Origin of the sequence: Pseudomonas sp. CFBP 8771 (genome assembly GCF_014841695.1) — a bacterium.
GTDB classification, from domain to species: Bacteria; Pseudomonadota; Gammaproteobacteria; order Pseudomonadales; family Pseudomonadaceae; genus Aquipseudomonas; species Aquipseudomonas baltica.
In genome coordinates this window covers 223,209-237,101 of the sequence record NZ_JACYUJ010000007.1, presented here as the reverse complement: position 1 = coordinate 237,101, position 13,893 = coordinate 223,209, and the positions used below count along the sequence as shown (strand labels likewise).

The 13,893-nt window shown below is 65.2% G+C and carries 14 protein-coding genes; 10 read left to right on the top strand and 4 right to left on the bottom strand.

Annotated features, from left to right (window positions below):
- Positions 1–19: 19 nt before the first annotated feature.
- The 4 genes from IFT80_RS17640 to IFT80_RS17625 all read left to right on the top strand — a co-directional run bounded on the left by IFT80_RS17640 (position 20) and on the right by IFT80_RS17625 (position 4,779).
- The gene (locus IFT80_RS17640) at positions 20–937 is read left to right on the top strand and encodes an AAA family ATPase (protein ID WP_192137969.1); all 918 of its coding nucleotides are present in this window, start codon (positions 20–22) and stop codon (positions 935–937) included.
- The gene (locus tag IFT80_RS17635) at positions 907–1,890 is read left to right on the top strand and encodes a DUF58 domain-containing protein (protein WP_446731000.1); all 984 of its coding nucleotides are present in this window, start codon (positions 907–909) and stop codon (positions 1,888–1,890) included. The genes IFT80_RS17640 and IFT80_RS17635 overlap by 31 nt, the downstream gene beginning before the upstream one ends.
- Positions 1,887–3,872: a transglutaminase TgpA family protein gene (locus IFT80_RS17630; RefSeq protein WP_192137967.1), complete on the top strand. Its 1,986-nt coding sequence runs from the start codon at positions 1,887–1,889 to the stop codon at positions 3,870–3,872. The genes IFT80_RS17635 and IFT80_RS17630 overlap by 4 nt, the downstream gene beginning before the upstream one ends.
- Positions 3,873–3,984: 112 nt before the next feature.
- The gene (locus IFT80_RS17625) at positions 3,985–4,779 is read left to right on the top strand and encodes an acyl-CoA thioesterase (protein WP_122476101.1); all 795 of its coding nucleotides are present in this window, start codon (positions 3,985–3,987) and stop codon (positions 4,777–4,779) included.
- Here the strand turns inward: IFT80_RS17625 and IFT80_RS17620 are convergent.
- The gene (locus IFT80_RS17620) at positions 4,748–4,993 is read right to left on the bottom strand and encodes a hypothetical protein (protein ID WP_122476099.1); all 246 of its coding nucleotides are present in this window, start codon (positions 4,991–4,993) and stop codon (positions 4,748–4,750) included. The two genes, IFT80_RS17625 and IFT80_RS17620, sit on opposite strands and share 32 nt — an antisense overlap.
- 174 nt (positions 4,994–5,167) lie before the next feature.
- Positions 5,168–6,013, bottom strand: coding sequence for a TatD family hydrolase (locus IFT80_RS17615; protein WP_192137966.1), 846 nt, complete (start codon positions 6,011–6,013; stop codon positions 5,168–5,170).
- A 121-nt stretch (positions 6,014–6,134) separates the two neighbouring features.
- Here IFT80_RS17615 and IFT80_RS17610 point away from each other — a divergent pair, with 121 nt between their 5' ends.
- The 3 genes from IFT80_RS17610 to IFT80_RS17600 all read left to right on the top strand — a co-directional run bounded on the left by IFT80_RS17610 (position 6,135) and on the right by IFT80_RS17600 (position 8,630).
- Complete coding sequence (locus IFT80_RS17610; protein ID WP_122476097.1) at positions 6,135–7,556, top strand: transglycosylase SLT domain-containing protein; 1,422 nt, start codon at positions 6,135–6,137, stop codon at positions 7,554–7,556.
- Positions 7,557–7,625: 69 nt separating this feature from the next.
- Positions 7,626–8,102: a transcription elongation factor GreB gene (gene greB, locus IFT80_RS17605; RefSeq protein ID WP_192053135.1), complete on the top strand. Its 477-nt coding sequence runs from the start codon at positions 7,626–7,628 to the stop codon at positions 8,100–8,102.
- 219 nt (positions 8,103–8,321) lie between these two features.
- A complete protein-coding gene (locus IFT80_RS17600) occupies positions 8,322–8,630 on the top strand; it encodes a class I SAM-dependent methyltransferase (RefSeq protein WP_122713797.1) in 309 nt (102 codons plus the stop codon).
- 15 nt (positions 8,631–8,645) lie between these two features.
- Here IFT80_RS17600 and IFT80_RS17595 read toward each other — a convergent pair whose 3' ends face one another.
- Together IFT80_RS17595 and IFT80_RS17590 are read right to left on the bottom strand one after the other, a co-directional pair.
- Positions 8,646–11,150 (bottom strand): ABC transporter permease, encoded by a 2,505-nt coding sequence (locus IFT80_RS17595; RefSeq protein ID WP_192137965.1) that lies wholly within the window; start codon positions 11,148–11,150, stop codon positions 8,646–8,648.
- Complete coding sequence (locus IFT80_RS17590; RefSeq protein ID WP_192053139.1) at positions 11,150–11,833, bottom strand: ABC transporter ATP-binding protein; 684 nt, start codon at positions 11,831–11,833, stop codon at positions 11,150–11,152. The genes IFT80_RS17595 and IFT80_RS17590 overlap by 1 nt, the downstream gene beginning before the upstream one ends.
- Positions 11,834–11,844: 11 nt before the next feature.
- Between IFT80_RS17590 and IFT80_RS17585 the strand changes: the two genes are divergently transcribed.
- The 3 genes from IFT80_RS17585 (at position 11,845) to IFT80_RS17575 (ending at position 13,861) form a co-directional block, all read left to right on the top strand.
- Positions 11,845–12,450, top strand: a complete 606-nt coding sequence (locus tag IFT80_RS17585; protein ID WP_122476089.1) for an arylesterase — start codon at positions 11,845–11,847, stop codon at positions 12,448–12,450.
- Between the two features lie 56 nt (positions 12,451–12,506).
- Entirely contained in the window at positions 12,507–12,800 is a 294-nt protein-coding gene (locus IFT80_RS17580; RefSeq protein WP_122476088.1) for a hypothetical protein, read from the top strand.
- Positions 12,801–12,892: 92 nt separating this feature from the next.
- Positions 12,893–13,861: a L,D-transpeptidase family protein gene (locus IFT80_RS17575; RefSeq protein ID WP_122476086.1), complete on the top strand. Its 969-nt coding sequence runs from the start codon at positions 12,893–12,895 to the stop codon at positions 13,859–13,861.
- Positions 13,862–13,893: the final 32 nt, after the last annotated feature.

Here is a 13,893-nt window from a genome sequence, read left to right as displayed (position 1 = left end):
TCGACAAGGAGTGTCTGCCATGCGCAGTCGACTGGATGAGTGCCTGCAAGCGGTCAACGAAGTCCTGCTGGGCAAGGAAACCCAGGTGCGTCTGGCGATGACCTGCCTGATCGCCGACGGTCATCTGCTCATCGAGGACCTGCCCGGCATGGGCAAGACTACCCTGAGCCACACCCTGGCCAAGGTGCTGGGCCTGAGTTTCCAGCGCATCCAGTTCACTTCCGATCTGTTGCCCAGCGACATCCTCGGCACTTCGGTGTTCGACAAGGACAGCGGGCGCTTCGTGTTCCACCCCGGGCCGATCTTCGCCGAACTGGTGCTGGCGGACGAAATCAACCGCGCCACCCCGAAAAGCCAGAGTGCCTTGCTCGAAGCGATGGAAGAAGGCCAGGTCACCATCGAAGGCGCTACCCGGCCACTGCCCCAGCCCTTTTTCGTGATTGCCACGCAGAACCCCACGACCCAGGGCGGCACGTTCGCGCTGCCCGAATCGCAGCTGGACCGCTTTCTCATGCGCCTGTCGCTCGGCTACCCGGCCAAGGCCGCAGAGAAAGCCCTGCTGATGGGCGAAGCGCGACGCGATCTGCTGCCGCGCATGAACGCGGTGCTCGATCATGCGCAGTTGGCCGCGCTGCAAGCCCAGGCGCGTGCGGTACGCGCCAGCGACGCTTTGGTGGATTACGTACTGCGCCTGGTGGAAGCTACCCGCAGCCAGCCCCAGTTTGCCTACGGGCTGTCGCCGCGTGGCAGTCTGGCGCTGCTCGCTGCCGCCAAGGCCTGGGCGTTGCTGATCGGCCGCTACTACGTGATTCCCGAGGACGTGCAAGCCGTGCTGCCGTCGGTGGCCAGTCATCGCCTGCGCGAGCGCGCCGACCCCGCCGGACAAGGTGGCGGGGCGCTGGTGCAGTGGCTGCTGCGGGAGGTGCCTGCGCTGTGAAGCGTCTGCTGGGCGAGCGCTGGCGGCGCTGGCAGGTGCGTCGGCTGCCAGCGGCGCCGCGCATCGAGCTGGATCAGCGCCGAATATTCATCGTCCCCAGCCGCAGCGGAACGGGGTTCATCGTCGTCTTGCTGCTGATATTCCTCGCCGCGATCAACTACCAGAACAGCCTGGCCTACGCCTTGGTGTTCCTGCTGGGTTCGGTGTTCGTCGTGGCCATCCTGCACACCTATCGCAACCTTAGTGGGTTGCTCGTCAGTGGCAACGGCGCCACTTCGGTGTTCGTCGGCGAGCAGGCACGCTTTGGCTTGCGCCTGGAAAGCGGCGGCAAGGAGCACCAGGCCATTGGCGTTGGCTGGGATGCCCGGCAACTGCAACGCAGCGACGTTGCCCCCGATCATGTACAGGCGCTGGAATTGAGCCTGCCTACCGAGCGCCGCGGCTGGCTGGTAGCACCGCGCATGCGCGTGGAAACCAGCTTTCCATTGGGAGTGCTGATGGCCTGGACCTGGGTCGATCTGGGCCAGCGCGTGCTGGTGTATCCCCAGCCCCTGCAAGGCGAAGTGCCAACGCTGCACAGCGAATCGGCCGACATCGAAGACCAGGCGCAGCGTCTGCACGGCCAGGGCGTGGATGATTTCCAAGGCCTCAAGCCATACCAGCCCGGTGATTCCTGGCGGCGCATGCACTGGAAGGCCTGGTCGCGCGGTGAAGGACTGCTGGTCAAGGACTTCGCCGACCTTCGCGGCCAGGAGCTGTGCCTGGACTTCGTGGCACTGGGCGGCGATGTCGAACAGCGCTTGTCGCGGCTCTGCTACTGGGTACTGACCCTGTCCCGCGAGCAGCGACCGTTCGCCTTGCAACTGCCCGGCAATCGCCTCGACACCGACAGCGGCGATGCTCATCGCGAAGCGTGCCTGCGGGCGTTGGCGCTGTTTGGAGAGCGGCCATGAGTACGCCCGCCGCCATTCCGCGCGTCAGCCTGACCTGGCTGCTGCTGGCACAATCGCTGGTACTGGTACCGCTGTGGTTGCACGTGCCGTTATGGCTGCTGGGCTTGTGGTTGAGTTGCACGCTGTGGCGCGTGCAGGTGTTTCGCATGCGTGCGCGCTATCCGGGGCGGCTGATCAAGGTGGCGCTGATGCTCGCGGTGGCCGCCGGCGTCTATCTGTCCAGCGGCACCTGGGTGGGCCTGGAGGCCACCGCCGCGCTGCTGGTGGCGGCGTTCCTGCTCAAGCTGCTGGAGATGCAGACTGCCCGCGACGCCCGCGTGGTGATTTTCCTCGGCTTGTTCTGTCTGGCAGTGGCCTATCTGTTCGATGCCAGCCTGGGCTGGGCGCTCTACAGCGTGTTGCCGCTGCTGGCCTTAATGGCGGCCCTGATCGGTCTGCAGCAGACCCAGCTGATTGCCCGGCCCATGGCGACGTTGAAACTGGCGGGCAGCCTGGTGTTGCAGGCACTGCCGCTGATGCTGCTGTTGTTCGTGTTCTTCCCACGCCTGGAACCGCTCTGGTCGCTGCCGCTGCCCAAGCCGGGCCAGGGCGTGACCGGTCTGTCGGAAAGCATGAGCCCGGCCGACGTCGCCAGTCTCAGCCAGTCCGGCGAAGTAGCCTTTCGTGCCAGCTTCGACGGCGCCATACCGGCCAAGCGCGACCTCTATTGGCGTGCCCTGAGCCTGGATGTCTACGACGGCCGGACCTGGAGCCAGTCGCCGTGGATCCAGACCCAACTGGCAGCGGATTGGCAGCCAACGGGTCCGTCCCTGGATTATCAGATCATCCAGCAGCCCAGCGGCAAGCCCTGGTTGTTTGCGCTGGACGTGGCACGTACCGCGCTGCCCGGCGTGCGCCAGTTGAGCGATGGCCGCCTGCAGCGCCGCCGTCCGGTCGACCAGCCACTGATGTACGCGGTGACGTCGTGGCCGCAGGTGATTCGCGAGCCGCAGTTGGCCGCCCCGGCGCTGCGCACCGCGCTGCAACTGCCGGCCCAGGGCGATCCGCGCACGCGCCAGTGGGCACAGGGTCTGCGTGCCCGTTTCGACACGCCTCAGGCACTGGTGGATGAAATGCTGCGGCAGTTTCGCGAACTGCCTTTTCACTACACGCTCAATCCGCCAGTACTGGGCCGCGACAGTATCGACGAATTCATGTTCGACAGCCGGCGCGGCTTCTGCGCCCACTACGCCGGGGCCATGGTCTATGCCTTACGTGTGGCAGGGGTGCCCGCGCGGGTGGTGGCCGGCTACCAGGGCGGCGAACTCAACCCGGCGGGCAATTACCTGACCGTGCGCCAGTTCGAAGCCCATGCCTGGGTCGAATACTGGCAGGCAGGCACGGGCTGGCAACGGGCCGATCCCACTGCGGCGGTGGCCCCGGCGCGGGTCGAGCAGGGCCTGCAGCAGGCGCTGTCGGCCGACGAGGAATTCCTTGCCGGCTCACCCTTTTCGCCGCTGCGCTACCCTCATTTGACCTGGCTCAACGACCTGCGCCTGCAATGGGACAACCTCAACTACGGATGGCAGCGCTGGGTGCTGGAGTATCAGGGCGAGCGCCAGATCGAATTTCTCGCTCGCTGGTTCCAGGGCCTGCAACGCTGGGCGCTGCCGATCGGCGGGCTGTCGTTCATGCTGCTGGCCAGTGTCTGGCTGCTCAAGCCCTGGCGCCGGCGGGTCGATCCGCAGCTCAAGGAGTTCGCAGCGTTCGAGCGCCTGTTGCGCCGTCGTGGCCTGGTGCGCCATGCCGGCGAGGGCGCCATGGCCTTCGCCGAGCGCGCAGCCGTTCATTTGCCCGCGCAAAGCGAGGCCATCCTGACCTTCGCCTACGCCTTCATGGCCCAGCGCTATGGTGGTCGACCGGTTTCGCGCGAGCAATTGCGTGCTGCGCTGACCCGCTTGCGCCGGCAACTGGGCCGTACGGCTGGGCGCGTGACTTCGTAGCGCGGCATGCCTCGACGACCGCTTGAACTGGAAATTGGCCGATATGAAAGCTGCGCGCTGACGCCGAGCTGTCTACCATCAAGCCCATCGACAACCACCCCAAGGCCGGCCCATGAACCTTCGCGACTTGCTGGCAAGCGCACGACGTCCACCCCACAGCGTTACCGTACCTCGCGAATGGAGCCAGGGTCGCGCCTGCTACGGCGGGCTCATGGCCGCTTTGCTGCACGAGGCCATGGCGGCGCAGGTCCCTGGCCGGCCGGTGCGTTCGATGGCAATCACGTTCGTGGGGCCAGCCGAACTGGAAGTCCCCATGGATCTACAGGTGGAAATATTGCGCGAGGGCAGTGCGGTGACCTCGGTGCTGGCGCGGGCAGTGCAGAACGGACGCACCATGACCGTGGTCCAGGCCAGCTTCGGTCTACCGCGCGAATCGGCGATCACCCTCAGCGCGATGCCGGTGCCGGCCATGAAAACGCTGGAACAGTCCACCGCGCTGCCATATCTGCCTGGGGTCACGCCCGAGTACATTCGCCATCTGGACATGCGCTGGGGAATCGGCGCGCTGCCATTCAGCAATACGCCGGTCGCCGGGATCGGCGGATGGATGCAGCTGCGTGAGCATGATCGCGATGAGCCGATCACCGAAGCGTTGTTACTGGTATTGGGCGACGCCTGGCCGCCTGCATTGCTGCCCTATTTGAGCAAGCCTGCGCCCGGCAGCAGCCTGACCTGGACTATCGAGTTCATTCAACCGATGCCTGCAATGCGCAGCGGCGACTGGTGCCGCTACCAGGCCCTGATCGAGCATGCCCGCGATGGCTACGGGCACACCTCTGCGGCCATGTGGAACCCCGAGGGAGAGCTGCTGGCTATCAGCCGGCAGACGGTGACAGTTTTTGGCTGAGCTCGGCCTGGCTGGGTTCACGCTGGCCGCGGCCCAGGGCGAACGCGGCAACCAGGCCAATGACACCGATGGCCGCTTCGCCAATGCTGGCACAGGCGGCGGCATCGACCAGCATCAAGGCTGAAAGAGCCAGCAATGGCAGGGCAATGGCGCGCGACACACGCAGGCCGTTGTTCGGGTCGTTGACGATCTTCAATGCGGTGGTGTCGTTCATGGCTCAATGCTCCCTGGGCGCGGTGCAACGGGACCTGGATCAACAAGACGATGTCGCTTGAGCCATCTCTGGATGGCATGACCTGTAGAGTCCTGCCACCGGCGAATTGTTCAGCTCTATCCTGGTCCGGATCAGTTGAGAACGATAATAGTCAGCCCTGGCATTGGCCGCGAATCAAGCTTCGCTATCGGCGCCATAGAGGCCAGCTGCGGCGCTGGGGATTTCAGGCAGGGCGAAAAACGCCCGCGCGCAGGCCGTCGTGCTCAGCGCCAGTTCGGCCACGCTTTCACCGCGATGCAGGGCCACTTCACGCAGGACCTCAGTGAGGAAGGCCGGCTCGTTGCGGCCGCTCTTGGGCTTGGGGCGCAAGGTGCGCGGCAGCAGGTACGGGGCATCGCTCTCGAGCATCAACCGCGCGGCAGGAATGCTGCCCACCAGCGGGTGCAGGTGGGTGCCGCGACGCTCGTCGCAGATCCAGCCGGTGATACCGATGTGCAGGTCCAGGTCCAGATAGCCGAACAACGCCTGGCGCTCGCCGGTAAAGCAGTGCACCACGGCAGCAGGCAGGTGGTCGCGGTAGTCCTTGAGAATGTCCAGCAGGCGCTGGTGGGCGTCGCGCTCGTGGAGGAATACCGGCAGCTGCAGCTCCACGGCCAGGGCCAGATGCTCCTGCAGCACCTTTTCCTGCTGTGGGCGCGGCGAGAAATCTCGATTGAAATCCAGGCCGCATTCGCCTACGGCCTTCACCTGCGGCAGGCGCAGCAGGTCGCGCAGGCGTGCGGCGCTGTCGCCGTTCCACTCGCTGGCGCTGTGTGGATGAATGCCCGCAGTGCTGAACAGCCGCTCGCCCGACTCATCCCACTGCTGGCACAGTTGCAGCGCCTGTTCGCTGCCTTCGACGCTGGTCCCGGTGAGCACCAGCTGACAGACGCCCGCCTCGTAGGCCCTCTGCAGGACCGCCTCGTGCTTCTGCGCGAAGCTGTCGTTGGTAAGGTTGACGCCGATATCGATGAGTTGCATGGTGCTACCTCGAAGCAGGAGGCGAAAAGCATACCAGAGCTTGGCGATTGGCAAGAAAGCCAAGAACTTCAAAAGGTTGTGGCGGTCCGTGAGGGGCTGCTCAGGACATTGCCGGGGAACCATGGGCCTTAGATCACTGATTGTCATGCTCTGTCTGGCCCTCGGGCTCCCCTCGGCTGCCGCCGCTCGTCCGGCGGGGCCTCCCCTGGCGGCGCACCCGGCCAAGGTCCGCGACCTGGCGCAGATCCAGTCGAGCAAGGTATTGCGCGTGCTGGTCAACCAGAGCCGCAACAGCTCTGGTCAGGTTCGCGGTCAGGCCATTGGCGTCGAATACCACCGCCTGCAGGCTTTTCAAGGTTATCTCAATGCTCACGCCGGCAAAGGCCAGGCGTTGCAGCTCAAGATCATCCCGCGCGCCAAGGAGCAACTGCTCGGCGCCCTGCAGCGCGGCGAAGGCGACCTGGTCGCGCCGGGCGAGTTGATGGAGCTGCATCCTTCCAGCAAGGTCGCGGCCAGCGATGCGGTGGTCGCCAATGTGCCTTTCGTGCTGGTGGGCGGCAAAGGCGGGCGGCGTTACGTACGGGTCGAACAATTGGCCGGCAAGACCCTGGCCCTGTCCAACGGCAGCGCCGCAGGCGCCGCAATCGAACGCTTGAACCAGAAACTGGCGTTGCGCAAGCTGGCGCCCATCGACATCGAATGGGTCGACCCAAGCCTGGCCGCAGAAGACGTACTGGAGATGGTTCAAGCCGGGATCTACCCGTTGACCGTAGTCGAACTGCCTATCGCCGAGCGTTGGGCCAAGGTCATGCCGCGACTGCGGGTAGACCGTCGCGTGGTGCTCAGCGCACCGGGCTCGGTCAGCTGGTACGTGCGCCGCGACGCACCGCAGCTGGGCGCCAGCGTCGATCGCTTCCTGGCCTCTTACAAGGCGCCGAGCGACCAGGATGCCGCCTTCGTCAAGGTCTACCGCGGCTTGTACAAGGTTCACTATCCACTGGCCCGCAGCGACCGCCAGCGCCTCGAAAAGCTGCGCCCGGTGCTCCAGCGGCACGCCCGCGAGCAGCACATGGACTGGCTCAACCTCGCGGCGCTGGCCTTCAAGGAATCCAAGCTCGATCCGGCCGCCCGCGGTGGTGGCGGCGCGACCGGCCTGCTGCAGATCACCCCCTCGGCGGCGCGGCGGGTGGGCGTGGGCAACATCCAGAACCTCGACAACAACGTGCAGGCCGGGGCCAAATACCTGGCGATGATTCGCCGCAAGTTCTTTTCCAGCAACAAACTCAACGAACGTGAACGCATGGCCTTCACCCTGGCCGCCTACAACATGGGCCCTGAGCGGGTGCAGGCAATGCGCAAGGAGGCCCGCCGCCGCGGCCTCAACCCCGATCAATGGTTTTTCCAGACCGAACGCATCGCCATGGAGCAGATGGGCATGGCCTCGGTGAGCTATGTCAACAGTGTGAACAAGTACTACCTGGCATTCGCCCGCGAACGCGACTCACTGGAGCCCGGCGCCCGCAAGCTGGCGTCTGCTCGCTGAACGCCAGGCGTACTGGCAGGGCAGGGCGTTTGCTGTAGGCTACGGCTTTGAGCCTGGCTGGAGACCGTGTTGGCAACGAACATCATTACCCGTGAAGGGCACGAGGCATTGAGGGCCGAACTCGATCATCTGTGGCGCGTCTATCGTCCGGAGATTACGCAGAAGGTCGCCTGGGCAGCATCGCTGGGCGATCGCAGTGAGAACGCCGACTACCAGTACAACAAGAAACTGCTGCGCGAGATCGATCGCCGGGTGCGCTACCTGCGCAAGCGCCTGGAAGACGTCAAGGTCGTCGATTATTCGCCCGAACAGGAAGGGCGGGTATTCTTCGGTGCCTGGGTCGAGATCGAGAACGATGAGGGCGCGCGCAAGACATTCCGCATCGTTGGCTATGACGAGATCTATGGCCGCAATGACTATATCTCCATCGACTCACCCATGGCCCGTGCCCTGCTGAAGAAGCAGGAGGGCGACGACATCGTCGTGCAGATCCCCGATGGCGAAGCGCTCTGGTACGTAAACCAGATTTCCTACAAACCTGCTTGAATCCGGTGCGCATCCGTCGCAAGCCCTGCGAGTCAGGCGGTTGACTCGTGCCTGCCCGTTCACTAGGATTACCGCTCATGCGCCGATTTAGACAGCTACTTGCGGGGCGCCTGGGGGTTTTCACGAGCCCTCGAAATACCGCTAAAGCGCTGGTTCGGTGATGCCTCCCACCGCTGCCCAGCTCTCCCACATGAAGCGGTCGAGGCTGAGAACACCATCATGAACTGTCCCCGTCCCATCGTTTGCCTTGCGCCGATCCCGGCCAGCCCATCCCTGCGCAATCCCCGTATCCTGCTGGTTGGCCAGCATCAGCCGAACCTGCTGCGCAGCCTCGATGGCTGGCCGCGTCGCCGTGGCAAGCCCGGTGCGTTCGTGGCGCGTTTCATCGACCAGCACAGTGCCTTGAAGAGCCTGCCCGACAACAGCTTCGAGCTGGCCGTGATCCAGGCACCGTCGGCCCGAGACGCCCACGAAGTGATTGCCCATGCCGTGCGCATCGCCCGGCAGGGGCTCATCACGCTGCGCTGAATCGCCCGCGGCGTTTCAGCCTTCCCTGAGCACCTGCAACGGGCTTGCGTTGAGGGCTCGACGGGTGCCGAACACCCCGGCGCCACCCACCAGCAGCGCGCCGATCAATGGCAAGCAGAGCAGCCAAGGGTGCGGCGTCCAGACCAGATCGAAGGCGTAGCGATACAGCACGAAGCTGATCAACTCGCTGCCCAGTGCTGCCAGCACACCACTGGCGGCGCCCAGCAGTCCGAACTCGATGCGCCGCGCCTTGACCAGCAGCTTGCGCTCGGCACCCAGCGCACGGAGTAGCGCGCCTTGGCGGATGCGTTCGTCCAGCGTGGCCTGCAGCCCGGAAAACAACACAGCCATGCCCGCTGCCAGCACGAACAGCAGCACGTACTCCACCGCCAGGGTGACCTGGGCGAGGATGCTGCGCAGCTGTTCCAGCAGCGCCTCGACCCCCAGAATGGTGGCCGCCGGGAATGCCCTGGACAGTTCGACCACCTGTGAATCATGACCAGGCGCAATATAGAAGCTGGTCAGGTAGGTGGTCGGCAGGTCGTCGAACGTGCCAGGCTGGAAGATCATGAAGAAGTTGGGCTGGAAGTTGTTCCAGTCCACCGTGCGCAGGCTGGTTACCACGGCATCGCGGTTGGAGCCGCCGATATTGAACGTCAGACGGTCGCCAAGCTTGAGATGCAGACTCTGCGCCACCCCTTCTTCGACCGATACACCGGGGACGTCGGCGCGCTCGGTAGCATTCCACCATTGCCCGGCGGTTATCCGATTGCCGTTGGGCAGGTGCTCGGCCCAGGTCAGGCTCAGGTCCCGCTGCACCGCGCGTTCACCGCGCGAGTCTTTTTCGACCAGCTCCTGCACTGGTGCATCGTTGATGTCGACCAGACGCCCCGGCATGACCGGGTACAGCGGCGCCGAGCGGGCGCCGGCCTGCTGCAGGTGGCCGGCAAAGGCATCGCGCTCGTCCGGCAGGATGTTCAGGGCGAAATAGTTCGGCGCGTCTTCGGGTAGCTGGTTCTGCCAGTTGTCCAGCAGCTCGCCGCGCAGCAGTGCGATCAGTGTCATTGCCAGCAGGATCAGGCCGAAGGCCAACGCCTGCCCGGCAGCCGCCAGGGGATGGCGCAGCAGTTGCCCGAGCCCCAGGCGCCATGGCAGGGGTGAACGCGCCAGCAAGCGGCGCAGGCTTTTCAAAGCCAGCAACAACAGACCACCCAGGATCAGCGCCGCCAACAGGCCGCCGGCGAGCAAAGCGAACGTCAGCACCAGGTCCAGGCTCAACCGCCACATGATCAAGCCCAGCGCCAGCAGCGCGGTGCCATACACCAGCCAGGTGCTTGGCGGCACTGGCAGCAAATCACGACGCAGCACGCGCAAGGGCGGCACCGCGCCCAAGGCCGCCAGGGGCGGAAGGGCGAAACCGGCCAGCGCCACCAGCCCGGTGCCGATGCCGGCCAGGGCAGGAAACAGCCCTCCGGCCGGTACCACGGCTGGCAGCAGTCCGTGCAGCATCTGGAACAGCACCAGCTGCGCCAGCCAGCCGATAAGCGCGCCGCTCAGGCACGCCAGCAGCCCCAGCAGTGCCAGCTGCACGCAGAACATCAGCATCACCTCGCGCCGCGACAGGCCGAGGCAGCGCAGCAGGGCGCTGGCATCGAAACGTCGCGCGGCGAAGCGGCTGGCCGACATGGCCACTGCCACGCCGGCCAACAGCACTGCCACCAGGCTCGCCATGTTCAGGTAGCGCTCGGCCTTGCCCAGCGCGCCGCCGATCTGCTGGTTGCTGTCCCTGGCATCACGCAGGCGCTGGTTGGGTTCGAGTCCCGGCTCCAGCTGCTTTTGATAACCGGCCAACCGTTCGGGAGCGCCGCGCCACAGTTCACGGTAGGTCACCCGGCTGCCCGGTTGCACTACATTGGTCGCAGCCAGGTCCTGCAGGTTGATCATCACCCGGGGCGTGAGGCTGTAGAAATTGCCGGCACGGTCCGGCTCGTAAGTCAGCACCCGTGCCAGGCGCAAGGTCTTGCTGCCTACATCCAGGGTATCGCCCACTTTCAGGTTCAGCGCGGCCAGCAGCCGTGACTCGGCCCACGCCTCGCCGGGCCTGGGCCCGTCCCCAGCGGTTTCCTCGCCATACGGCTGCGCTGCGCTCTTGAGCTCGCCGCGCAAGGGGTAAGCCTCATCGACCGCTTTGACGCTGGACAGCTGGATACCACTGTCGGCGGCAATCACGCTGGCGAATTCCACCACCCGCGCATGATCCAGGCCAGCGTTGATGCCTGCATCGATCTGCTCCTGACGCGCCGGGCTGCTGCCCTGCAGGATCAGGTCGGCGCCGAGAAACTCGGTGGCGCGCAACTGCATCGCGCCGTTGAGGCGTGCTCCGAAGTAGCCGATTGCGGTACTGGCAGCAACCGCCACCAGCAAGGCGAAAAACAGCACGCGCAGCTCGCCGGAACGCGCATCACGCAACAGCTGACGGGCAGCAAGGGCCACCAGTCGCAACATCGGCAGGCCGGCCATCAGGGCTCCAGGGGCGCGACGAGGCGCCCGGCATCGAGGCGGATCAGGCGGTGGCAGCGATGCGCCAGGCGTTCGTCGTGGGTTACCAGCACCAAGGTGGTACCGCGTTCCTTGTTGAGCTCGAACAGCAGGTCGCTGATGCGCTCGCCGGTATGGCTGTCGAGATTGCCGGTGGGCTCGTCGGCGAACAGCACGTCCGGTTCGGCCGCGAATGCGCGGGCGATGGCGACACGCTGTTGTTCGCCGCCCGAGAGCTGGCGGGGCGAGTGGGTCAGACGCTGGCCCAGGCCGACCCGTTCGAGCAACGTGCGCGCATGTTCTCGGGCATCCTTGCGGCCGTCGAGCTCCAGCGGCAGCATCACGTTCTCCAGGGCATTGAGGCTGTCGAGCAGTTGGAACGACTGAAACACGAAACCGACGTGTTCGGCTCGTACCCGCGCGCGCTGGTCTTCGTCGAGGGTGCCCAGGTCCTGGCCGGCCAGGGTCACGCTGCCCGCACTGGGCAGGTCGAGGCCGGCCAGCAGGCCGAGCAGGGTAGACTTGCCCGAACCCGATGCGCCGACGATGGCCAGGCTGTCGCCTTTGGCCAATTCCAGCGAGAGTTCGTGCAGAATGGTCAGTTCACCTTCCGCGCTGGTGACCACTTTGCTAAGGTTCCGCGCTGTAAGAATGCTTGCGCCCATGGAGAGTCCCGATGCGAATGTGGTTGATGAGTGCTGGCCTGGGCCTGATGTTGGCCGCCCAGAGTGCAGCGGCAGGTACGGTACTGATCGTTGGCGATAGTATCAGCGCGGCTTTCGGCCTGGATACCCGTGCCGGCTGGGTCGCGCTGCTCGAGCAGCGCCTGGAACAGCAGGGTTTCAGCGACAAGGTGGTCAACGCTTCGATCACTGGCGACACCTCGGCCAATGGCTCGGCGCGGCTGCCCGCGCTGCTTGCAGCGCACAAGCCGGACCTGGTCGTGCTCGAGCTGGGTGGCAACGATGGCCTGCGCGGGATGCCCGTAACGCAATTGCAACAGAATCTTGCGTCGATGATCGAGGTCTCCCGCAAGGCCGGCGCCGAGGTCCTGTTGCTGGGCATGCAGTTGCCGCCCAACTACGGCGCGCGTTACACCCAGTCGTTCGCCCAGGTCTATCACACGCTGGCAGAAGAGAAAAAAGTGGCCCTGGTGCCATTTCTGCTCGAAGGGGTCGGCGGGGTGCCGACACTGATGCAGGCCGACGGCGTGCATCCCACGGCTGGCGCCCAGGGCAAACTACTGGAAAACGTCTGGCCGACGCTCAAACCCTTGCTTTGACGCTTTTCTGCGCGCGGGCTTTCGGCTAATGTGGCGCCCCCTGTTTGGAGCCCCCGATGCCGCGTCCCGCCTGGTCCCTGTTTGCCTATCAATTGATCGAGCCCGACGATCAGCTGGACCTGTTCGCCTGCCAGGAAAGTCGCGTGCACCTGGCTGCGCGTCAGCTGGAACTGGGCGGTTCGGTGGACCGCACCCTGTGTGGAACCTTGCTCCCGGCCCAGCCGCGCTGGCTGGAAGTGCACAAGCTGATCTTTCGTGACCAACGGCTGTGCAAACTGTGCAGGGCCATCCTGTTCGCCCAGCGCAAGGGCACACGGCCGGTATGGCCCGAGCTGCAGTCGATCCCCTGATCGGCGTCCTGACGGCCCCCGTCTACACGCGCCCGGCAACTGCGCGTACAATCGGGGCATTGTCCCGTTCAGTTCGACCAAGGATTTCCTGGATGCCGCCGAGCCTTTCCGTCCTCACCCGCAGCCTGTTGCTGGCCGCCGCATTCGCAGCGACGCCGGCCATGGCGCTGGAATTCCCGTTGCCGCCTGCGGGTGAAGACATCATCGGCCAGGTGCAGACCATCACCGCCAAGTACGAGGACACCTTCGCCGACATCGCGACGGCCAATGACCTCGGCTATCTGGAAATGGTCGCTGCCAATCCTGGCGTCGACCCCTGGCTGCCGGGTGCCGGTACACAGATTGTCCTGCCGACTCGCTTCATTTTGCCGCCGGGTCCGCGCGAGGGCATCGTCATCAACCTGGCCGAGTACCGCCTCTACTATTACCCCAAGGGCGAGGACGTCGTGCGTACCTATCCGCTGGGGATTGGCCGGGAAGGGTGGGGCTCGCCCATCGCGCACACCAAGATCATCGCCAAGACCCCGAATCCGACCTGGACGCCGCCGGCCTCGATCAAGGCCGAGCATGCTGCAGACGGTGATCCGCTGCCCAATGTGGTGCCTGCCGGCCCGGACAACCCGCTGGGGCCTTTCAAATTCACCCTCGGCCTGCCGGGCTACCTGATTCACGGCTCGAACAAGCAGTTCGGCATCGGCATGCGCACCAGTCATGGCTGCTTCCGCATGTACAACGACAACGTGCTGGAGCTGGCCAGCATGGTGCCGGTTGGAACTGGCGTGCGCATCATGAACGAGTCCTACAAGTTCGGCATGAGCGGCGGCAAGGTGTACCTGGAAGCCCACGCGCAACTGACCGACAAGGGTGATCCGGTGACCCTGGACAGGCACACCGCCGTCATCAATGCGTTGCTCAACCGTCGCGACTTCGCCCCGGACATCAAGATGAACTGGGACGTGGTCCGTGATGTGGTCGCCGCCGAAGACGGCCTGCCGGTCGAAATTGCCGGGGCTGGTGTCCCGATGATCAGCAGCGCGCCCGGCAGCCCGCCCGCACCCTAGTCGGCTGTTGCTGCGCCCATAAAAAAACCGAC